Source organism: Marinobacter sp. MDS2 (assembly GCF_030718085.1).
Lineage (GTDB): Bacteria > Pseudomonadota > Gammaproteobacteria > Pseudomonadales > Oleiphilaceae > Marinobacter.
On the sequence record NZ_JAVAJF010000001.1, the window covers coordinates 619,046 to 641,183 of the forward strand.

Below are 22,138 nucleotides of genomic sequence, written 5' to 3' on the forward strand. Positions count from 1 at the left end.
CCTGATCACTGCGGGTTAGAGGAAGCCCCGGAGGCGCAGTTCAATGGTTTTGGGATTCTCGCCTTCGGCAATCGCAATGATGCCATCGATCATCATGTCTTCGTAGCGAGTGCGCTCTCTCACAATGCCGCGGAGTTTGTGGGCAATAGGGAAAAACAGAAGGTTAGCCAGTGCCACGCCGTAGATGGTGGCGACAAAAGCCGTAGCGATGCCACTCCCGAGTGACTGAGGGTCTTCCAGATTGGTCATCACCTGTATCAGACCCATAACGGCCCCGATAATCCCAATGGTCGGCGAGTAACCGCCCATTGCTTCGTAAACTTTGGCCGACTCCGTATCCCGCTCTTCCCGGCATTCCAGATCGACTTCCAGCGTGTTGCGAATGGTTGCAGGTTCGGCGCCATCGACCAATAACTGCAGTCCTTTCCGGGCGAACTTCTCAGGCTCTCGTTCTGCCAGCCCCTCCAACCCCAACAAACCTTGTTTGCGGGCCTTCACACTCCAGTCAACCACCTTGCCTATGCCATCTTCCAGAGAAATATACGGTGGCACAAATACCCAGTGCACCTGGACAAAGGCTCGTTTAAGGGTTGGCCAGGATGTCTGCAAAATGGTGGCTGCCAGGGTGCCGCCTATAACAATCAGCGCTGCGGGTGTATTAAAGAGCGAACTGACCGCACCGCCTTCCAGCAAGTTGCCGCCCAAAATGGCAACAAAGGCAAGAATGATCCCAAGCAGGCTCAAGATATCCATTAGCTTACGCCTTCAATCAGTCGCAAACCAACGTCGTTAAGGGGCAACACTTCATCAGACAGCCCGGCGGTTGCGACGGCCATAGGCATGCCATAGATCACCGACGTTTCCTCATCCTGCGACCAGACCACGGCCCCGCCTTGTTTCATCATACGGCAACCTTCGCGGCCATCGGCGCCCATGCCGGTCAGGATAATCCCCAAGGTTTTACCCGGGAAACTACGGGCCAGTGAGCCAAAGGTCACATCGACACAAGGCCTGTAATTCAACCGTTCGTCACCGGGCAAAATCCTCACCCGGCCCCTACCGCCACGATTTTCAATCATCATCTGCTTACCGCCAGGAGCAAGCAACGCCAGGCCCGGCTGCAGCAGATCCCCGTCTTCCGCCTGACGAACTTCAATTTCACACAGTTTGTTTAAACGTTCTGCGAAGGCAGGGGTAAAGCTCGCAGGCATGTGCTGCACCAGAACGATGGGCGCGGGAAAACTGGCCGGTAATACGCTGAGGACTTTCTGCAGAGCAACCGGCCCGCCGGTTGACGTGCCAATACCCACCACACTGTACTGGCGTGCTGGCGCTTTACTGACGCTGCGCCGGGCCGAGCTTGCCCCTGCGGTTTCATGTCGTTTGGGCTGGGGTGTAGTCCGTACCGCCGCTCGTTCAGCCTGGGGCGCAATGGCCTTGCGTTGCACTGGGGCTGCGATCGCGGGCTTCCGTGGTGTAATCGCCGCGCGAGCTCGCGGCTGGCTTTTGGCAATATCCAGCACACGGTTAATCAACACGTTTTGCAGCTGGCTGGTGTCCCGGGCAATTTCTTCAAAATTCTTAGGCAGGAAGTCTACGGCACCGGCTTCCAGTGCATCGAGTGTGACCCGGGCACCTTCATAGGTAAGCGAGGAAAACATCAAAACCGGTGTTGCCTGTTTGGCCATGATCTCACGCACCGCTGAAATGCCGTCCATCACCGGCATTTCATAGTCCATGGTGATCACGTCGGGCTTTAATTTCTGAGCAAGCTCAACGCCCTCCCGACCATTGGTTGCGGCCCCAACTACGGTGATCTGGCCCGAAGCCGTCAGGATTTCCGTCAATCTTTTACGAAAGAAACCTGAATCATCCACGACCAGAACAGAAACTGTCATGCCTTTCTCCTAAACGCCCGGAATCACCCGTAGTGCTGAAGTAAACTGGGCACATCAATAATCAAGGCAATGCGACCATCACCCGTAATGGTTGCTCCCGCCATACCCGGCGTACCCTGAAGCGCACGCCCCAAGGGTTTGATAACCACTTCTTCCTGGCCAACCAACTGGTCAACCACGAAACCAACTTGTTTGGTGCCCATCGCCACGATCACCACATGGGCATTGGCCACTTCTTTCTGGGCCTCAGCGCCGTGAACAAGCCATCGTTTGATGTGGAACAGCGGGAACACTTTGTCCCGAACCACAATGCATTCGCGCCCATCGACCATATTGGTTTTGGTCAGATCAAGATGGAAAATTTCCACCACGTTTACCAACGGCAGCGCGAAGGATTGCTCGCCCAGCATAATCATCAGCGTCGGCATGATGGCCAACGTGAGCGGCACCTTGATAATGATCTTGGTGCCTTTGCCAAGCTCGGACTCGATCGAGATCTGGCCATTGAGCTGTGCTATCCGGTTTTTGACCACGTCCATGCCGACGCCACGGCCGGACACATCCGAAATCTGCTCTTTGGTGGAGAAGCCGGCAGCAAAAATCAGGTTAAAACATTCGTTGTCGGTCAACCTGTCCGCAGCGTCCTGGTCATACAGTCCCTTTTCGACCGCTTTTCTGCGCAGCACATCAGGATCCATACCGCCGCCATCATCGGCAATTGAAAGAAGGATGTGGTCACCTTCTTGTTGCGCCGACAAGGTGACGGTTCCGGCTCGGGATTTGCCAGCATCTTCCCGCGCATCCGGCCCCTCGATGCCATGATCAACCGAGTTACGGACCAGATGCACCAATGGATCAGCAAGCGCTTCCACCAGATTTTTATCCAGGTCCGTCTCCTCGCCATGCATGACAAGATTGACCTCTTTCTTCAGGTTGCGGGCAAGATCCCGCACCACCCGAGGGAAACGGCCGAATACTTTTTTAATGGGCTGCATGCGGGTTTGCATGACGGCAGCCTGCAGATCGGTGGTCACCACATCCAGATTGGCAACCGCCTTATGCATGTGTTCGTCTTCACTTTCCGAGCCCAAACGCTGCAACCGGTTTCGGACCAGCACCAATTCGCCCACCATATTCATGATGTCATCCAGGCGTTTGGTGTCTACCCGAACGGTGGTTTCGCCCACCGGAGCGCTTTCTCTGGCGGGCGCAGCAGGTTTGCCTGCCGGTGCAGGTGCGGGAGCAGGCTCTGCTCTGGCTGCGGTTTCAGGAGCACGCTCTGGCTGAGCGCTGATTTCCGATTGCTGGCTCTCGCCGTGCTTCGGCTGCCCTCCGGGGCCGCCGCCTTTGCCATGAAGCTCGTCCAACAGCCGCTCAAATTCGTCATCAGTGATCAGGTCTGAACTCTCGCCGCCCGCAGGTTGAGCGCCGGTTTCTTTTTCAGGGGGTTCCGTTTGGGCCACATCCGGTGCGGCAAATTTGCCTTTGCCGTGAAGCTGGTCCAGTAATGCTTCAAACTCATCATCGGTGATTTCGTCACCGTTGCCACCCGTTTCCGCTGCTGTTTCAGCCTCCTGCTCTGACGTTTCAGGTTGCGCTGGCGCACCGGCCTTCTCGTCTGCAAGCGCATCCAGCAACCGCTCGAATTCTTCGTCGGTAATATCGCCTTGGTCTTCATGCTCGGATGTCGCATTCGGGGTAGAGGGATCAACAGCGGGAGGTGCGTCTGATTCGGGGATCGCCAAAGCATCCAGGGCCGCAATCAAACTGGCCGGCGCAGGCGTCAGCTCTTCGCGATTGCGCACTTCTTCAAACATGGCATTGACGTTGTCGAGGGCTTGAAGGACAACGTCCATTAACTCGGGAGTCACCCTGCGTTTATGGTTACGCAAGATGTCGAACACGTTTTCTGCGGAATGGCAGCAGTTCACCAACGCTTCAAGCTGGAGAAACCCGGCTCCGCCCTTCACCGTATGAAAGCCGCGAAATATGGCGTTCAGCAGATCGCTGTCGTCTGGATGCTGTTCCAGATCAACCAACTGCTCCGACAGCTTTTCGAGAATCTCGCCGGCTTCTATCAAGAAGTCCTGCAGAATCTCTTCATCGGCATCAAACGCCATGAGTCATCCTCTTTGTCTTTCAGAAACCGAGACTGGACAATAAGTCGTCAACGCCGTCCTGCCCCGAAACAACATCGTCTCGCTCGGCGGCCTTGATTTGTGGACCTACTCCCTTTTCGGCCGATTCTTCTTTTTCTTCAATTTGATGGACTGTGCCGGTCAACTGATCGACATGACTGGCCATGACGACCAAGCCCAACAGATTCTCCTCTACCTCTTTAACAAGCGCGGTAACCTTCTGAATCACCTGGCCGGTGAGGTCCTGGAAATCCTGGGCCAGAAGAATCTCCGAGAGGTTTTTGTACAGGTTGTCCGAATCGTTGCTCAAGGTTCCGAAAAATGCATCGATTCTTGCGTACAGCTCCCGGAACTCCGCAGGCTCAATCTCCCGGCGACGCAAGCGCTGCCACTCATCGCGAAGACTCAAGGCTTCATCACGGATGGCATGCGCCACAGGCATGCTTTCCTCAACCAGATCCATGGTGCGGTTAGCGGCCTGACCGGTCATTTGGACCACGTAGGCCAACCGATCCGAGGCATCAGACATTTTCGAAAGCGCTTCTTTCTGCTCCGCATTGCGGGGATCGATCTGAAAATTCCGGATGGCCTCATGGAGGCTTCGGGTCAAACGCCCCACTTCCTGATACAGGCTCTGATCACGAACTTCGCTGAGTTCGTTAATGATCGTCATCGCGCGTGCGAAGTCGCCACTGTTGACACTTTCAACAAGTTGCGAGGTCTGCTCTTGCAGCTTTTCCGTGACCTCTGGGTCGAGACCCCGTTGGGTGTGTTTGCTGTCACTCATGCGAGCTACCCGACCTTTGGTTACTGAATACGTTCAAAAATCTTTTCGATTTTTTCTTTAAGCACAGCAGCGGTAAACGGCTTAACAACGTAACCATTCACCCCGGCCTGGGCCGCGGCCACAATTTGGTCCCGTTTGGCTTCCGCCGTGACCATCAGTACCGGCAGGTTCTTTAGATTTTCATCCGCACGCACAGCTTTTAGAAGATCAAAGCCGGACATGCCGGGCATATTCCAGTCTGTCACCAGAAAATCATAATGCCCATTCTTGAGCATCGGCAGCGCGGTGTTGCCATCATCGGCTTCCTCGGTGTTGGTAAAGCCAAGGTCACGCAACAGGTTCTTGATAATTCGGCGCATTGTGGAGAAATCATCCACAATGAGTATTTTCATGTTCTTGTCCAAAGGGACCTCCAGTAAATAACACCCGGATGTAGGTCAGCCTGCTGATATCCGGCAGGCTGTTCAAAATTCGTTTCAGGACACGGGCCAGTTAATCGCCACTGTGTTCTCGCCAATCCGACAACCGGCCTCGAAGACGCAATGCCGCCTGACTGTGAATCTGGCTGACTCGGCTTTCACTGACCCCAAGCACCGCCCCGATTTCCTTAAGATTCAGTTCTTCCTGGTAATACAAACTCAAAACTAACTTTTCTTTCTCTGGAAGGGCCTCAATCGCTTCGGCCAAACTGCGCTGAAAAGCACCTGCCGAGATGCCATCCAACGGATTATCGCTGACCTCTTGCTCTTCTATCGGCAGCTCACCGGATTCATTGAGCTCATCCAGGCTAAATAACCGGCCACTGTTGGCATCCGAAAGCGACGAATGGTATTCCGACAACTCAATACCAAGCTCTTCCGCCACCTCGGCATCCTGCGCCTCTCGGCCGGTCCGGTCTTCAACGGTTTTGATTGCGGCGGAGATCCGGCGGGCATTGCGGTGCACGGAACGAGGCACCCAGTCACCCTTTCGGATTTCGTCAACCATCGCGCCCCGAATACGGATGCCTGCATAGGTTTCAAACGTTGCGCCCTTGCCCGTGGAATAACGCTGGGCAGCTTCAAGCAAACCGATCATTCCAGCCTGCATCAGGTCTTCAAGCTGAACAGATGCCGGCAAACGGGCCATCAAATGAAGGGCTATTTTTTTAACCAGCGGCGCGTGAACTTCGATCAAATTCGAAGCGTTGGAGGCGCCTGCCTGATGGTACATTCCCAGATTCTTCGTCAATGTCATGTATCCGGCTTTTATTGGACTGGATTCAGATCAGACTTCGACGAGCCGCTCCACGAAAAATTCAAGATGACCTCGCGGAGAAGATGGCAGCGGCCAACTATCCACTTTGTCTGCCAATGCTCGTACTGCAATCGACGCTTTTGCTCGGGGATAAGCTTCCAGAACAGCGCGCTGGCGTTGAACGGCTTTCTTGACCGCTTCGTCGTAAGGCACGATGCCCACGTATTGTAACGCGACATCCAGAAAACGCTCGGTAACTCGCGTCAATTTTTCGAACAAGTGCTTACCTTCTTCTTCGCTCCGCACCTGGTTGGCGAGCACGCGAAAGCGATCCGTTCCGTAGTCACGGTTCATCAATTTAATAAGTGCATACACATCGGTTATCGAGGTCGGCTCGTCGCACACCACCAGCAACAACTCTTGCGCGGCACGAAGGAAGCTCACAACAGATTCAGAAATACCGGCAGCCGTGTCTACAATCAACACGTCAATCTGATCGCCCAGTTCACTGAACGCATTGATCAGGCCAGCATGTTCCATCGGGCTGAGCTGTGTCATTCGTTGGGTACCGGAGGATGCGGGTACAATTTTGATACCGCCGGGACCATCCACAAGCACGTCTTTCAGGTCACACTCACCGTTAAGAACATCGTGCAAATTCTTGTTGGCCGTCACGCCCAGCAGTACATCCAGATTACCCAACCCCAAGTCGGCATCAAGCACCACAACACGACGGCCTTTTTCTGCCAACGCTATCGCAAGATTGACCGACACATTGCTCTTCCCGACACCGCCTTTACCGCCGGATACCGCAATAACCTGAACCGGATGTGGTTTGCTCATACTGTTTATTGTCTCTTACTGCGTCGTTAACGGGCTCTATGCCGGTGGCTGTTGTGTCATGACTACGCCAAGGCGCCTTCAGCAGCGGCCTGCGAATGCTGCATCGCTTTCAGGCGCTCAACGCCCATACGAACCAACGGAGCGGCCTCTGCCCGATGCAGGTCTTCCGGTATTTTCTGACCATCGGTATACCATACCACCGGAAGGCCGGTTTCCATCACAAACCCCAGAGATTCGCCCAAGGTCAGCGCTTCGTCAATCTTGGTCACGATGCAGCCGGCAAGATTCGACATCTTATAGCAATGCCAAACGGATTTCATGATACGTGGCTGGCTGGTCGCAGACACCACCAAATGAGTACGAATATTGTGATCGCTGCGCACCAGCTCTGCCAGCTGCTCCTGATAACCCCGATCAGCACTGGTCAGTCCGGCGGTATCGATCAGCACAAGGTGACGGTCGGAAAGCTCGTCGAGGATGTCATCCAGGGAGTGGCTTTCATCAACCACCCGAACCGGTACGTTCAGAATGCGTCCGAACACAAACAGCTGCTCGTGCGCAGCAACCCGATAACGGTCTGTGGTAACCAGCGCCAAACTGTCAGCCCCGTGCTCCAATACGTACCGGGCGGCCAATTTACCGATCGTTGTTGTTTTTCCGGATCCGGTCGGGCCAACCAGAGCGTAAACACCGCCTGCTTCCAACCAATCTTCCCTGCCGGTTCGAATGCCGGTGGCGACCATTTTCAAGGACGTTTTCCAGCCCTCTTCCAACCGCCCGTTTCGATGTTGCCGGGAAACGGACGCCGCCAACTCAGCTCCCAAGCCGAATTCTTGCAAACGTTCGCTCAATAATTGTTGCACCGGGTTCTTCGCGCCGGCCCCGGTTACCGTTCTCGTGTCGGCAGCAGGTGCGGCTTGTGCGCCCATCAGCTCTCGCAGAGAACTTATTTCAGCCTTCATTGCAGCCAGCTCGTCAGAATATCCCTGCGGATCATGCGAGCCTGCGGTGTCAGATCTTTGACTCTCCAACCAGCCTGCAGACACATCCGGCTCTACGTCCGAATCATCGTTCAGTGATACTTGCGCATAGCGGGCGCCCGCTGTTGCTCGCTTTTCGCGAACCTCTTGAATCCGATTGCGCGTCCGGCTCAATTCATCTTCCAGACGACGATGCTGGTCGGCCTGCATTTCCGCCAAACGGGAACCGTTGGTCGCTTCCGCCGCTTTTTCGCCCAGGCTTTGACGAGCCATGTTTTCGTCATAATCCAGGGCCGTCACAATTTCGACGCCCCCATCCACCCGGCGATTGGACAAAATAACGGCATCAGGCCCCATCTCGTGACTGACCTGCTTAAGGGCCTCGGCCATGGATTGCGCAAAAAACCGTTTAACTTTCATAACTTCTATCCTCTATCGCCAAGCTGAACTCAGCTGACCGCGTTACGCTAGCCACCGTTACTGGCCGACCGACGCAACGATCGTGATCTGTTTGTTATCCGGTATCTCTTGGTACGAGAGCACGTGCAACCGCTCTACTCCATAACTGGCGAACTTCGCCAAGCCCGGCCGCAATGGCCCGGATACCAGCAGGATGGCGGGCTTGCCCAACATTTCCTGGCGCTGCACGCTGTCTTGCAGTGAGCGTTGCAGTTTTTCCACCATGTTCGGCTCCAGCACCATGCCAATATCATCCTGTCCGCCGGATTGTTGACTCTGCTGAACAGACTTAAGCAACATCTGTTCCAAGTCAGGATCCAAAGTAATCACCGGAATTTCTGTATCGTTGCCACAAATGCTTTGCACAATCATTCGGCGCAACGACTGACGAGCCAGCGTGGTAAGCAGTTTCGGATCCTGACTCTTAGGATGCACGTTAACGATGGCCTCGGCGATTGAACGCATGTCACGAACCGGCACTTCTTCTTTAAGCAGGTTCTGGAGCACCTTGAGCAGAATGCTGATGGAGATGGTGGCCGGCACCAGCTCTTCCGCCAGCTTGGGAGAGATCTTTTCCAGTTGATCCAGCCACTTTTGCGCTTCGTCGTGACCAATCAATTCATGGGCGTGTTTCTGCAGTATCTGATTCAAATGGGTCGCAACCACAGTGCTGGCATCAACAACGGTATAACCCAGAGTCTGGGCTTGATCTTTCTGGTCCGGCTCAATCCAGATGGCATCCAAACCAAACGCGGGATCTTTCCCGGCAATACCCTCAACCTTCCCGAACACCTGCCCCGGGTCAATGGCCAGTTCCCGCTCCGGGTGAATCTCCGCTTCAGCAATGGTCACACCCATCAGGGTGATGCGATACACGTTCGGCATCAGATCCAGGTTATCCCGAATGTGGACTGACGGCATCAGGAACCCCATATCCTGCGACAGCTTCTTCCGCACCCCCTTTATCCGACTCAACAACTGACCGCCCTGCGACTTGTCCACCAAAGGAATCAGTCGGTAGCCCACCTCCAGCCCGACAATGTCAACCGTGGCAACATCGTCCCAGCCTAATTCTCTGGTTTCCCCGGGTGGCGGCAGAGCCTGCCCGTCACCGCCGCGATCCGGAATGACTTCCCCGCCCGGACGCGGCACAGCACCGGGTACGCCACCTCGCCCGGCAAACACGCTTTCCTCCTCAACCGTCTGGCTTTGTTTTTTCCAAACAAACCACGCAGCCGTCGCAGCCAAAGAACCCAGACCAAGGAAAGCCACATGAGGCATTCCCGGAATCAGGCCCAGCAAAATCAAAATACCCGCCGCAATACCAAGGGCCTTGGGCGCACTGAACATCTGCTGGAGAATCTGCCCACCCATGTCCTGGCTGGACGTTACTCGAGTCACCATGATGGCGGCAGCAGTTGACAGCAGCAGCGAAGGAATCTGAGCGACCAGACCGTCACCTATGGTCAACAGCGCGTATCGCTCCATCGCGAGCGTAAAGTCCAGACCGTGCTGAACCATACCTATGGCCACACCACCAATGATGTTAATGGCCAGAATCAGCAAACCGGCTACCGCGTCGCCTTTTACGAACTTGGACGCACCGTCCATGGAACCGTAGAAATCCGCCTCCTGGGCAATCTCTGAACGCCGGGCCTTGGCCTCTTCCTGGTTCACCAGACCGGCGTTAAGATCAGCATCGATGGCCATTTGTTTACCGGGCATGGCATCCAGGGTAAAACGGGCACTGACTTCGGATACCCGACCGGCCCCCTTGGTTACCACCAAAAAGTTGATAATCATCAGAATCGCAAACACCACCAGACCAACGGCATAGTTGCCGCCAATCAACACCTCACCGAACGATTCGATCACCTTACCTGCAGCATCACCGCCTTCGTGGCCATTGAGCAGAACAATCCGGGTAGAGGCCACATTCAATCCAAGACGCAACAGCGTGGCCACCAACAACACGGTAGGGAAAGCCGCGAACTCCATTGGCCGAAGCGCATACACACACACCAACAGAATCACGATCGACAACGTAATGTTGAAGGTGAAAAAAACGTCGAGCAAAAAAGCAGGCATGGGCAGGATCATCATGCCCAGCAAACCCATCAGCATCAGCGGGACACCGAGACTACCTCGCGTCAGAGTTTTGACGTTATTCAGAACAAACGCTCTGTCCATACTGCCTGCATCTCCGGATCACTGTACTTTCGGGCTGTTCGGGGTAACGACTGGGTCAAAAACCGGACACAAACCCCGCGCATGAATACCGCTTCGCAAGATCTGTACCATCCCCTATAAATTTTATGTTTTCTGGCCAACAGATCGCCTGACGTGAGCGCCTGGATACGGTATCCTTTCGCCGTTTGACTGATCAAAAACCAAGCCAGAAAATCCGAACCCACAGGTGACCCCGATGCCTATCCACGAAGTGAAGCACCCACTGATCCAACACAAGCTCGGCCTTATGCGCCGCTCAGACATCAGCACCAAAAATTTTCGTGAACTGGCTCAAGAAGTTGGCGCGCTACTGACCTACGAAGCGACAAAAGATTTCACCCTTCAGGAAGAAACAATCGAAGGCTGGGCCGGCCCCGTCGCGGTGGAACAAATACACGGCAAGAAAATCACCATTGTCCCCATCTTACGAGCAGGCCTTGGCATGCTGGATGGCGTACTTAGCCTGATCCCGGTAGCCCGGGTCAGCGTGGTCGGCCAGATCCGCAACGAAGACACCCTCGAAGCGGAAACCTATCTGGAAAAACTGGTGGGTGAGCTGGACCAGCGCACCGCACTGATCATCGACCCGATGCTGGCTACCGGTGGCTCGATGATTTCCACCATCGACCTGCTCAAGCAAGCCGGCAGCACCGAAATCCGGGCACTGGTTTTGGTTGCTGCACCGGAAGGCGTTGAGAAAGTCCTGGAGAAACACCCGGACGTTTCCATCTACACCGCCTCTGTTGACGACTGCCTGAACGAAAAAGGCTACATCCTGCCGGGCCTCGGCGATGCGGGAGACAAGATCTTCGGCACCAAGCAGAAGGATGTTTAAGAATGCAGGACATCACGACTGACTCAACCTGGAAACAGGCCATAGCCGGCTCGCAAATGCTACTGGTCGCCTTTGGCGCCCTGGTACTGATGCCACTGATCACCGGGCTTGACCCCAACGTCGCACTGTTTACCGCGGGCATCGGTACCCTGATCTTTCACATCGTCACCGGTGGCCAGATCCCCATCTTCCTGGCATCGTCCTTCGCGTTCATTGCTCCAATCATGGCCGCCAAAAGCCAGTTCGGCCTGCAAGAAACCCTGGGCGGCCTGATGGCAGCGGGCATCCTTTACATCATCCTCTCCGGCGTCATCCGCCTGCGTGGAACCGGGTTCGTCACCCGCCTGCTCCCGCCCGTCGTGATTGCACCAGTCATCATGACCATCGGTTTGGGCCTGGCACCGGTTGCTGTGCACATGGCCTCGGGCCGCACCGGTGATGGCGGCACCCAACTCGTGCCCGAAGACACCGCACTCGTGATCGCAATGATCTCATTGCTGGTGACCATCATCATGACCGTCTGGGCCAAAGGCATCTTCCGCCTGATCCCGATCATGATCGGCATTATCGTGGGCTACATCCTGTCAGCCTTCGCCGGCATCGTAGACACCACCGCCATCCAGCAAGCCGCCTGGTTCGCCGTCCCGAACTTCGTCGCCCCGGCCTTCAGCTGGAGCGCTATCCTGTTCATGATCCCGGTTGCCATTGCCCCGGCCATCGAACACATCGGCGACGTACTGGCCATCGGTAACGTTACCCGCAAAAACTACCTCGAAAAACCCGGCCTGCACCGCACCCTGCTCGGCGACGGCCTGGCCACCAGCGCCGCCTCCATGCTGGGCGGACCACCCAACACCACCTACTCTGAAGTCACCGGCGCAGTCATGCTGACCCGCAACTTCAACCCGAAAGTCATGTGGTGGGCCGCCGGCACTGCCATCGTACTGGCCTTCGTCGGCAAATTCGGCGCTGCCCTGCAAACCATCCCGGTTCCCGTCATGGGCGGCATCCTGTGCCTGCTGTTCGGCTCCATCGCTGTGGTCGGCCTGAACACCCTGATCCGCCACCAAGTTGACCTGTCCCAGTCCCGTAACCTCGTTATCGTGGGCGTGACACTGGTCTTCGGTATCGGAAACATGGTGCTGGGAACACTGGAAGGCATTGCCCTGTGCGCAGTGGTCGCGATTGTCTTGAATCTGGTCCTGCCCGGCGAGAAAGAAGCCTGGGGTGCGCGGATACAGGAAGGCAGCGCAGAGTAAGCGATCCCTCCCATATCTGATTCAATGGGTGTGAGAGGGCTTTCCAAAAATTTCGAAGGCCATGGATGGCCGGAGAGAAGCGCACAGGGATGTGCTTGTAGCGGTTTTTGGAAAGCCCTCTTGCACCCATTGTGCACCAGCACTTTCAGGCTACCTTTAGCAGCCTCTCCCAAACCAAATCAAAGATCGCGCCGCATCTCCGGCGGAATAGGAAAGTCCGGCATCCCAGGCTTAGGCCCATGCCCCTTCCGGAACTGCCGCAACTGGAACACATACGCCAACACCTGAGCGATCGCCATATACAACCCGTCAGGAATCTCCTCACCAATATCCGAATTATGATAAACCGCCCGAGTCAACGGCGGCGTACGCAACACCTCCACCTTATACTCCCGAGCCACCTCCATAATCTTGAACGCCACCTCATCGGCACCCTTCGCCACCACCACCGGCGCCCCCATCGCATTTTGATCGTACTTTAGCGCCACCGCATAATGCGTCGGGTTCGTAATCACCACATCCGCCGTCGGAACATCCTGCATCATCCGGCGCTGCGCCATCTCCCGCTGCAGCTGACGAATCTTACCCTTAACCTCCGGCTTGCCCTCGGAATCCTTGTACTCGTCCTTCACCTCTTGCTTCGTCATCCGAAGCTTCTTCTGATGGTCATAAATCTGAAACGGCACATCAATCATCGCAATAATGATCGTGGCGCAAGACAACACCAGAAAACTCCAGCCCAAGGTCCACAGCACATGCTCCATCGCCGGCACCACCGGCTCCTCCGCAATGCTCAACAAATCGTCCGTGCGAAGGTTCAGGATCAAGATCGCAATCGCCAGCACCAGGCCCACCTTGGCAATGGCCTTCACCAACTCAATCAGCGAACGCATAGAAAACATCCGCCCCAAACCCTTAATCGGATCCATCCGATTAGCTTTCGGTGCAATGGCTTTGGCACTGAACAACAAACCGCCAATACCAATCGAGCCGGCAATTGCCGCAATCAGCAAAAGAATCAGAATGGGAGACAATGCATAAGCGGCCTCTTTGGCCGAAACAATCAGCTGCACACTCATATGACGGGTATCAAAAATCGATGCACGCTCAATCACAAACGCGTCGCGCATGATGCCTTCGAACGTAATCGCCAGAGAGGTGCCAAACATCAGCAAGCCACCCGCTCCGGCAAGCAACACCGCCATGGTCGCCAGCTCTTTCGAGCGGGCCGCCTGACCATCCTCCTTGGCCTTCTCGAGCCTTCGGGGGGTAGGTTCTTCGGTTTTCTCCTGACTGTTGTCGTTCTCTTCAGCCATGACTAACGCCCCTGCAATTGACGCATGAAATCGAACGTCTCGCGGGTGTACTGATCAAAGTGTGGCAGAAAATTCCCGTGCAACACCCAGATGGCGAACAAGCCAAAAATCAGACCAATCGGGAAGCCCAGCGCAAAAATGTTCATCTGCGGGGCGGCCCGCGTCATCACACCAAACGAAATATTCACAATCAGCACCGCCGTTACCGCGGGCAGCGCCAACAACATAGCCGACGCGAACATCCAGCTGATCCGATGCGCCAACGCCCACACCCCGCTTTGGCCTAAACCGTCCAAACCAATCGGCATGGTATGAAAGCTTTCGATGAAAATCTCGAAAGCCACCAGATGGCCGTTCATTAACAAAAACAAAAGGGTTATGGTAATCGTATAGATCTGTGCCAGTACCGGCACATTCACGCCGTTGGCCGGATCCACCATCGAGGCAAAGCCCAAGCCCATCTGCATGGCAATCATCTGTCCGGCAATGACAAATAATTGCCACAAAGCGGTCAACGCAAAACCCAGACCTACGCCGATGAGGATTTGCTGAAGTGTGATCACCACCGCATCGGCACTCAGAGCTTCAACCTTGGGCACTTCAGGAATCATCGGAACGATCAGAATGGTCATGAGCAAAGCCAGCCCCAAACGCACTCTCGCCGGCACCAACTGAGTTCCGAAAACAGGAATAACCATCAGGAAACTGGCAACGCGGAACAGCGGCCAAAGGTGCTGCCCTACCCACTGTCCGAGCAGGTCTGAACTGAACTCCGCCGGAAACATCCGCTAGCCGATCAGGTAAGGAATACTGGAAATGAGCCCGCGGGCATGGTCCAGCAAAGTGGTCAGCATCCAGGGCCCCGCCGCAATAATCACGATCAGGGTAACCAGCAACCGGGGCAGAAAGCTCAACGTTTGCTCGTTGATCTGGGTGGCGGCCTGAAAGGTACTGACGACCAAGCCAATCACCAAACCGGGGCCAATGATGACGCCGGCGAACAGTACAATCATCCAGAGTGCTTCGCGGACAATATCAATCGCGGTTTCAGGCGTCATGTCGAGCCTCCTATATGCCGTAACTGGCGGCAAGGGTACCCATAATCAGCGCCCAGCCGTCCACCAGCACGAAGAGCATGATCTTGAAGGGCAACGATATAATGATAGGCGAAAGCATCATCATACCCATAGCCATCAAAACACTGGCGACCACCATGTCGAGAATCAAAAACGGTATAAACAGAATAAACCCTATCTGAAAGGCCGTTTTCAGTTCACTGGTGACGAACGCTGGCATCAAAACCCAGAACGACACATCTTCCGGGGTTTCGTATTCAACATCCGCCAGCCGCATAAACAGCGCCAAATCCGATTCCCGGGTTTGTTCCAGCATGAATTTCCGGAACGGCTCACTGGCCAGCTCCACCGCTTCCAAAGAGGTAACCTCTTCCTGAAGGTAGGGCTGCAATCCCGCTCTATTGGCCTCTTCCAGAACCGGTTTCATGATAAAAATACTGAGAAAGAGCGCCAGCCCCAATAAAATCTGGTTCGAGGGGGTGGCCTGCAGCCCCAACGCTTGCCTCAAGATCGCAAACACCACGATGATGCGCGTGAACGATGTCATCATCATCAGCATCGCCGGCAAAAAGGTCAGCGCTGTCATCAGCGCCAGTATCTGCAGAGTTACCGAATACTCTTGAGCACCATCTTCACCGGGCTGCATGGAAAACGCAGGAATACCCGGCAAATCTGCCGAGGCTACAGCCGGCAAAAACAGGCCAGCAACAAGGACAAACCAAGGCAGGCAAGATCGAATAGCAGCATTCACCATAGCGTTACTCTTTAGGCTCGGGAGCTGTCCAGGATTTCCCGATCAAGCTCTGAAGCTTACGGGCAAAATCACTGGTGCCGGTGTTACTGGCATCCACTACCGGCTCATCGAACACCTGTAGCGTGCGAATGCTGCCAGGAGTGATACCCAACAGAATCTGTTGGCCACCGACTTCTACCAGAGCAATTCGCTCGCGGGTGCCAATGGCGAGAACGGAGACCACGCGAATCGCATTGTTGTTCATGCCCGCCATACCGGTCATGCGACGGATCAACCAGGCGCAACCGTATATCACAGCGATAACCGCCACCAACCCGAGCCCCAGGCTAACGATCATGCCAACCGTGTCTGGCGTATTGCGGGCAGCGTCTTTAGCCGGCTCAGCTACCTGTTCGGCAAGGGCCGGCATACTGAGCAGGCTTGGCGTCAACCAACGTAACCAATAACGCACGTTATTTCTGCAACCGTTTGATGCGCTCACCCGGACTGATCACATCGGTCAGCCGGATACCGAACTTTTCATTCACCATAACCACTTCGCCATGCGCTATCAGCGTGCCGTTCACCAGAACGTCCAACGGCTCACCGGCCAAACGATCCAGTTCAATGACAGAGCCCTGATTCAGCTGTAACAGGTTTCGGATAGGAATTTGGGTGTTGCCCACTTCCATTGAGATGGTGACAGGGATATCCAGAATAACGTCCATATCGGGCGAGCCTGCGCCGCCAGAGGAACCACTGTCTTCCGAAAACTCTTCCATCGGGGCGGCGCGCACCTGCTGTTCCGCAGCATCTTCCGCTTTTCCACGCTCGGATTCGGCCATCGCCTCGGCCCAGGCATCCTCGGTAGACGCCTCGGTGTTCGCATCGCCGGATTCACCCATTGCCGCTTCCCACTCGGCTGCCAGCTTTTCGTCTTCCGTGAGCTCTTTATCGTCTTTTTTGTCGTCGTCAGCCATTGCGTCCCACCTTCAGTTGTTTCTTCACCTTGGGCAATGCCGCCCTTTCATGAATCCTTAGCGCCAGTTTGCCGTCACGGGTGCCCATTGTTGCTTTGTACACCGGAACGCCGTTGGCCGTTACCGTGAGATGATCAGCAATCTCGACAGGAATAACATCGCCCGCTTTCAGCTTGGCAATATCCCGCAGAGAGATCCTGCGCTGACAAACCGTGGTATTGATCGGCACGCTGATGTCTTTGATATCTTCCTGTAAGGCGTTGACCCAGCGTTCATCCACATCATCAATATCGCTCTGAACCCCGGCATCCAGCACCTCGCGGATCGGCTCAATCATGGCGTAAGGCATCGCGAGATGAAGTTCGCCTCCGCCGCCGTCCAATTCAATATGAAAGGTGCTGACAACCACCACTTCACTCGGGCTGACAATATTGGCCATCGCGGGGTTAACTTCTGAACTCAGGTAGTCGAAGTCGATATTCAGAACGGCTTGCCAGGCTTCTTTCATATCCTTGAAAACCTGATCCAGTACCATTTGCACGATCCGGTTTTCAGTCGGCGTGAATTCGCGCCCTTCAATTTTTGCGTGACGCCCCTCACCTCCAAAAAAGTTATCCACCAGCTTGAACACCAGCTTGGCGTCTAACACAAACAAGGAGGTACCACGAAGTGGGCGTACTTTGCAGAGGTTCAGACTGGTCGGCACGTAGAGCGTATGAACGTACTCACCGAACTTCATGATCTGGACACCGCCCGTCGATACATCCGCATTGCGGCGCAACAAGTTAAACAGACTGATCCGGGTGTAGCGGGCAAAACGCTCGTTGATCATTTCGAGCGTTGGCATGCGGCCACGGACGATACGATCCTGACTGGCAAGGTCGTAGTTTTTTACGCCAGTGTCATCGCTTTCATCATAGGTATCAATGTCGCCGTCATCCACACCGTGGAGGAGCGCATCGATTTCTTCCTGTGATAGTAAATCCTGCATATCTGGTCCTGCCCTGACAGTGGCCTACTGCACTACAAAGTTCCGGAACAATACCCCAGCAATCGCTGGTTCACCCTCTTGTTCCAGCATTTTGTTGACTGCTTCCAGCATTTTCCGAGACAGCGCACGCCGGCCTTCAGGCGTCTGCAACTCAGCAAATTCAGTGCTACCCAACAGCATGTTCAACTGATTCAGAATCAACGGCATGTGCTTTTCAGCGCCTTCCAGAGCTGCAGAATCCTTTGCCTCGAACGACAAGTAAATCTGGGCGTAACGCTGACGCCCTTGAGCCTGCACGGTGGTTCTTAAAGGCTTTTGAATATCGCTGTAGATGCTGGCCTGAAACTCGGGCGCAGCCGGTTCAGACGCGCTTTCGTCCGTCACGCTGGCCGCATCGTCTTTCAGGAACCAGAGCGTGCCGGCAACCGACAGACCAATAGCCAGCAGCGTAATCACCACCACCGTGAGAATAAGCTTCAATTTGCCCTTTTTTTCGGGCACTGGTGCAGTATTGTTTTCTGCCATGATGTCCGCTTTGTCAGATTATCGTCACTCTGAGGAGTTCAGAGTGCGTTTACCAAGATCAATGCAAGGGGCGGGCCAAACATACCACTCCCCCTATTTAAACCAGCAGTTTAGCGCCGCAGAGGGGGATGGGCAAAAACGTTTTGAAGAGATGGGCACTCAGTCTCGGACCTCAGGTCTTCAGGCAAAGATATCGACCTCACCTTTCCAGGCCAGGTCGAGATGGCCAGATACCACGTCCGGATCCTCTAGCTCAGCCGCCATCAGCCCATCCGCCCCGTGACGGGAACCGCTACCCTGCCCGGAGCTTTCGCCCTGCGCATCGGTTTGTCCCCCCGGTTGATCCGAGACATCGAATTCACTCAAAGCAACGCCCTGCTCCGCCAGCATGTCACGCAATCGGTTCGAATGAAGCTCCAACTGTTCACGAACCACCGGGTTCGCCGCGTGCACTGTCACCGCCGCCTGATCATTCTGAACTCTCACCTTCACCTCCATGGGCCCCATATCGGGCGGAGTGAGATGTATTTCAGCCACTTGCAGGTTTTTAGCGGTAAGCCAGCTTAACTTGCCCATCACCTTATCACCCCATTCGGCCTGCCCAACCGACACATCGACTGTGGTGGAATATCCCCGCAACGGTAGGTTCGCGTCTCCCGCCAGTTTTCCCTGCATAGCCTGTTGTGCTGCGCTATCCAGCCCGCCCTGAAACCGGGGCGAAGAGAGCAAACTGGCCGGATCAACCGGTCTTGCGGTTTCGGTAGTCACATTAGCCGCCAGCAAATCCGAAAACTGATTGTTTGCAGTCAATCCAACCGTGTTTGCACCTTGGCCATTAAGTCCGCTGGCCAGAAGCGGCTTTCCAGGCATACTGCCGTTCAACAGTGCAATGTTGACGGTGCCCTCCGGGGACGGCCCGGAGCTACTGGCGGGCATCAACGATTGAAGATTGGCGAAGGTAAGCGGTGCGGGGGAGTCGGTCAGATCCTGAAGCTCACCCGGTAGGAGGGCATTTTGGGTTTCGTCTGTGGTTAGTGCACCAACCTGTTCTTTTTCGGCAACCGGTTTGCCGGCCGCATCAGACCCCGGCTTGTTGTTGGGGGCTCGCTCTTTAGCAGAAGTTTCTTGAGCGCGTGGATCATCCTGAACGTTATTCGAGGATTCTTTTCGGTCGGCGCGTTTTTGCTCCAAACGACGTTTCTCAAGGCGCTCTTGCTCGGCCCTCGAAATCTTGTCGAAAGGGCTGGCTTCATTTTCTGAACGGCGGCTGTTTGAGGCAGCCTTCGGCCCGGCAGTATCTTGCTGTGTTCCGGAGGATGGCAACTGGGATAGTATTGTCTGCTGCATGGCAACCTCTTGCCGCTTTATGTCTCAGGGACGCCCCTAATGGGCAACACCCTGTGACGAAGCAAAAGCGATGCCAAACTGATAAGAGCTGGCTTTAATGGCTGAAATGCGCCAACTCCCGTGCGACTTCTTCAAATTCCTGCTCGATCGCGACCAGGATGGGTTCAGCGCCTTCCAGACGCCCTTCTTGGCCCAGCACCTCCAACTCGAAACACAGGTTGCCAAGTTTCGGAACACCGATGTTGGTACAGCTACCTTTGAGACTGTGGGCCGCTTTTCTGAGATGCTCTGGATCGCCGGCGGCAATCGCTTCTTTCAGACCGGAAATCCGTGTACGCGAATCAGCCAGGTACGTTTCGATGAGCACGTCAAACTCGCCTTCCATCACATCCTGCAGCTCCGCCAAGGCCTCTTCATCCAAACGGGGTATGTCACTCATTGTGTATCCTCGCGGTTGCGTTCCGATCATTCCTCACTGGCTCACAGAGCCTTGCATCGGGAACTCCCAATCATAAACGATTTCAACGCAATTACCCGAACCGCAGACGCTGACCTCTTTGGCCAAACGTTTCAAAATCCCCATCCCTCGACCATGATACTCCTTGCCAGCCTTCATACGGGCATTCGCATTGCCCTCACTCGTTTCAAACCCCTGACCACTGTCTTCGCACCGAACCCTCAACCGGCCCGCTCCGGCCCTGGGCTCGTGATCCAGGGTAAACCGTATATAGTGCCCCTGCGTATCAGAGAGACGGCGCGTTCGCTCCTCATAGTAAAGGCTAAAACCTTCCGCGGATTTTTTCCATTCCGAGGAGAGTTTTAGAACACCGTGTTCCAAAGCGTTGCTGTAAAGCTCTGACAACAGCGTGAACACCTCGCCACTTCGTCGCCGCAACCCCGGCACTTCCGTACAAATATGTAAAAGTAGCGGCAGTGGATTGAAATCCGCCAGCGCTTGATCGCGAAGTTCGTAGACGCAGTGCCAACTGCCCGGACCAGTCAATGCCGACTCCGGGGCCGATTCCGCCACATCCGCAACGGCGCCCCGGGCAACCACCTCCAAACAACAGAGGGTAATATCGTCGGCTGGATCAGGATGCCCGGTGAACGCCTGCAATCGGGCCATCAACGCCTCAAACGGGTGGTCATCACACCCGAGTTCCGCTAGCACTTGGCGGACAGCGTCCTCGCCAAGATTCTCCCCCTGGGCATCACAAGATTCGGGGAAGCCGTCCGTCATCAGAACCACTTGATCTTCGGGCGCAGCCTTGAGCTGCTCCATCGTGGCATCGAATCGCTCCGGAGGCTGAACACCCAATGGCAAATGCCGTGAGTGAACGGCGATAAGCTCGCCATTTTTCCGTACCAGCCAGCCATCCGGCAACCCACCGTTCCAAACACGTATCGTCCCGCGGTTCCCGTCTGTCTCGACCAGAGCGCCACAGCAGAACATGCCCACGGGCAATATATTGCACAGTTTCTTGTTTATTTCGGTGAGCAGATCTACCGCCCCAAACCCCTTTGCCGCCATGCCATAAAACACTTCGGCTATGGGCATCGCACCAATTGCAGCGGGCAAACCATGACCGGTGAAATCCCCCAAAAAAATCAGCGTACCGCCACCGGGGCGCTCGGCGGCAAACAAGACGTCGCCGTTAAAAACAGATAAAGGAGAGGCGTGATAACGAATATTGGAAGCGTCCAGACAGCCGGTGTGCGCAACGTTGTCGAATACCCGCCGCGCCATGCGCTGTTCTGCCAGCATCTGTTCGTTCTGCCGTCGAATCTGATCGCGCTGTTGCACTACCGAATGCTGCAGCGCCAACACCCGGCTGTACGCCTTGAGTTTGGCTTCCAGGATGACGCGGCTGTACGGTTTCAGTAAAAAGTCATCGCCCCCGGCTTCCAGGCAGCGCGCTTGTTCGCGCTCGCTGGACAATGAGGTAATGAAAATCACGGGCACAAAGCGTCTGCCCGACAGCTCTTTGATTCGCCGGGCAGCGTCCATACCGCTCATGGTGGGCATCAACGCATCCATGAACACAAGGTCAGGCTCGGTCTTGACGAAAACCGCAACCGCCTCAAGCCCGTCAGAGGCTTCGTGCACCTGATGCCCCAAGCGGCGCAGCAGCGTGGCAAGTATCATCCGGTCGCCGTCGCTGTCTTCCGCGATCAAAAGGTTCACGATGAAGCCTCAGCGTATACTGAAAAGCTGTTCGAAGTTGGAGATGGTAAGGATACGCCGCACATCGGCATTGCAGTTTTCGATCACCACACTGGCAACATCACCGCCGGCATGATCTCTTAATAACAGCAACATCCCGAGCGCGGAGCTATCAAGATAGGTCGTGTGAGTCAGATCAACCACGTATTCTTTCGCCGGCGCATCACTGTGCTCATACGCATCACGAAACGCTTGATGAGTGCTGAAATCAAACCGGCCCCGCACCTGAATCACCAGCACCTGACCGTCATCACTTCGCCGCGTACTTACCGACATACGCTG

The 22,138-nt window shown here is 55.2% G+C and carries 23 protein-coding genes; 2 read left to right on the plus strand and 21 right to left on the minus strand.

Going from position 1 to position 22,138, the window contains the following annotated elements:
- Window positions 1-15: 15 nt before the first annotated feature.
- The 9 genes from Q9245_RS02955 to flhA all read right to left on the minus strand — a co-directional run bounded on the left by Q9245_RS02955 (window position 16) and on the right by flhA (window position 10,531).
- Window positions 16-753 carry a flagellar motor protein gene (locus Q9245_RS02955; protein ID WP_305895763.1) on the minus strand — a complete coding sequence of 246 codons (738 nt, stop codon included), beginning with the start codon at window positions 751-753 and terminating at the stop codon, window positions 16-18.
- A complete protein-coding gene (locus tag Q9245_RS02960) occupies window positions 753-1,898 on the minus strand; it encodes a chemotaxis response regulator protein-glutamate methylesterase (protein WP_305895764.1) in 1,146 nt (381 codons plus the stop codon). Before Q9245_RS02960 ends, Q9245_RS02955 begins: the two co-directional genes overlap by 1 nt.
- 23 nt (window positions 1,899-1,921) lie before the next feature.
- Entirely contained in the window at window positions 1,922-4,018 is a 2,097-nt protein-coding gene (locus Q9245_RS02965; RefSeq protein ID WP_305895765.1) for a chemotaxis protein CheA, read from the minus strand.
- Window positions 4,019-4,037: 19 nt separating this feature from the next.
- Window positions 4,038-4,823 carry a protein phosphatase CheZ gene (locus Q9245_RS02970; RefSeq protein WP_305895766.1) on the minus strand — a complete coding sequence of 262 codons (786 nt, stop codon included), beginning with the start codon at window positions 4,821-4,823 and terminating at the stop codon, window positions 4,038-4,040.
- A 20-nt stretch (window positions 4,824-4,843) separates the two neighbouring features.
- Entirely contained in the window at window positions 4,844-5,227 is a 384-nt protein-coding gene (gene cheY / locus Q9245_RS02975; RefSeq protein WP_305895767.1) for a chemotaxis response regulator CheY, read from the minus strand.
- Window positions 5,228-5,315: 88 nt separating this feature from the next.
- Window positions 5,316-6,059, minus strand: a complete 744-nt coding sequence (locus Q9245_RS02980; RefSeq protein WP_305895768.1) for an RNA polymerase sigma factor FliA — start codon at window positions 6,057-6,059, stop codon at window positions 5,316-5,318.
- A gap of 30 nt (window positions 6,060-6,089) precedes the next feature.
- Complete coding sequence (locus Q9245_RS02985) at window positions 6,090-6,902, minus strand: MinD/ParA family protein (RefSeq protein WP_305895769.1); 813 nt, start codon at window positions 6,900-6,902, stop codon at window positions 6,090-6,092.
- 62 nt (window positions 6,903-6,964) lie between these two features.
- On the minus strand, window positions 6,965-8,302 hold the full coding sequence (flhF, locus tag Q9245_RS02990) for a flagellar biosynthesis protein FlhF (RefSeq protein ID WP_305895770.1): 1,338 nt from the start codon (window positions 8,300-8,302) through the stop codon (window positions 6,965-6,967).
- 57 nt (window positions 8,303-8,359) lie between these two features.
- The gene (flhA, locus tag Q9245_RS02995) at window positions 8,360-10,531 is read right to left on the minus strand and encodes a flagellar biosynthesis protein FlhA (RefSeq protein ID WP_305895771.1); all 2,172 of its coding nucleotides are present in this window, start codon (window positions 10,529-10,531) and stop codon (window positions 8,360-8,362) included.
- A gap of 235 nt (window positions 10,532-10,766) precedes the next feature.
- On the opposite strand from flhA, the gene upp reads away from it, so the two are divergent.
- Window positions 10,767-11,405 (plus strand): uracil phosphoribosyltransferase, encoded by a 639-nt coding sequence (upp, locus tag Q9245_RS03000; RefSeq protein WP_305895772.1) that lies wholly within the window; start codon window positions 10,767-10,769, stop codon window positions 11,403-11,405.
- Between the two features lie 2 nt (window positions 11,406-11,407).
- Complete coding sequence (locus tag Q9245_RS03005) at window positions 11,408-12,664, plus strand: uracil-xanthine permease family protein (RefSeq protein ID WP_305895773.1); 1,257 nt, start codon at window positions 11,408-11,410, stop codon at window positions 12,662-12,664.
- 179 nt (window positions 12,665-12,843) lie between these two features.
- On the opposite strand, the gene flhB is transcribed toward Q9245_RS03005, so the two are convergent.
- The 12 genes from flhB to Q9245_RS03065 form a co-directional block, all read right to left on the minus strand.
- On the minus strand, window positions 12,844-13,980 hold the full coding sequence (gene flhB, locus Q9245_RS03010; RefSeq protein ID WP_305895774.1) for a flagellar biosynthesis protein FlhB: 1,137 nt from the start codon (window positions 13,978-13,980) through the stop codon (window positions 12,844-12,846).
- 2 nt (window positions 13,981-13,982) lie between these two features.
- Window positions 13,983-14,765 carry a flagellar biosynthetic protein FliR gene (gene fliR, locus Q9245_RS03015; protein WP_305895775.1) on the minus strand — a complete coding sequence of 261 codons (783 nt, stop codon included), beginning with the start codon at window positions 14,763-14,765 and terminating at the stop codon, window positions 13,983-13,985.
- 3 nt (window positions 14,766-14,768) lie between these two features.
- On the minus strand, window positions 14,769-15,038 hold the full coding sequence (fliQ, locus tag Q9245_RS03020) for a flagellar biosynthesis protein FliQ (RefSeq protein ID WP_114333343.1): 270 nt from the start codon (window positions 15,036-15,038) through the stop codon (window positions 14,769-14,771).
- A gap of 10 nt (window positions 15,039-15,048) precedes the next feature.
- Window positions 15,049-15,807, minus strand: coding sequence for a flagellar type III secretion system pore protein FliP (gene fliP / locus Q9245_RS03025; RefSeq protein WP_371824802.1), 759 nt, complete (start codon window positions 15,805-15,807; stop codon window positions 15,049-15,051).
- Between the two features lie 7 nt (window positions 15,808-15,814).
- Window positions 15,815-16,219 (minus strand): flagellar biosynthetic protein FliO, encoded by a 405-nt coding sequence (gene fliO / locus Q9245_RS03030; protein ID WP_305897158.1) that lies wholly within the window; start codon window positions 16,217-16,219, stop codon window positions 15,815-15,817.
- 43 nt (window positions 16,220-16,262) lie between these two features.
- Complete coding sequence (gene fliN / locus Q9245_RS03035) at window positions 16,263-16,769, minus strand: flagellar motor switch protein FliN (RefSeq protein WP_305895777.1); 507 nt, start codon at window positions 16,767-16,769, stop codon at window positions 16,263-16,265.
- Window positions 16,762-17,760 (minus strand): flagellar motor switch protein FliM, encoded by a 999-nt coding sequence (gene fliM, locus Q9245_RS03040; protein ID WP_305895778.1) that lies wholly within the window; start codon window positions 17,758-17,760, stop codon window positions 16,762-16,764. The genes fliN and fliM overlap by 8 nt, the downstream gene beginning before the upstream one ends.
- A 24-nt stretch (window positions 17,761-17,784) precedes the next feature.
- A complete protein-coding gene (locus Q9245_RS03045) occupies window positions 17,785-18,285 on the minus strand; it encodes a flagellar basal body-associated FliL family protein (RefSeq protein ID WP_305895779.1) in 501 nt (166 codons plus the stop codon).
- Window positions 18,286-18,465: 180 nt separating this feature from the next.
- On the minus strand, window positions 18,466-19,632 hold the full coding sequence (locus tag Q9245_RS03050; protein ID WP_305895780.1) for a flagellar hook-length control protein FliK: 1,167 nt from the start codon (window positions 19,630-19,632) through the stop codon (window positions 18,466-18,468).
- Between the two features lie 94 nt (window positions 19,633-19,726).
- Window positions 19,727-20,071: an Hpt domain-containing protein gene (locus Q9245_RS03055; protein WP_305895781.1), complete on the minus strand. Its 345-nt coding sequence runs from the start codon at window positions 20,069-20,071 to the stop codon at window positions 19,727-19,729.
- Between the two features lie 33 nt (window positions 20,072-20,104).
- Window positions 20,105-21,817 carry a SpoIIE family protein phosphatase gene (locus Q9245_RS03060; RefSeq protein WP_305895782.1) on the minus strand — a complete coding sequence of 571 codons (1,713 nt, stop codon included), beginning with the start codon at window positions 21,815-21,817 and terminating at the stop codon, window positions 20,105-20,107.
- 9 nt (window positions 21,818-21,826) lie between these two features.
- A complete protein-coding gene (locus tag Q9245_RS03065; protein WP_305895783.1) occupies window positions 21,827-22,132 on the minus strand; it encodes an STAS domain-containing protein in 306 nt (101 codons plus the stop codon).
- Between the last annotated feature and the right edge of the window lie 6 nt (window positions 22,133-22,138).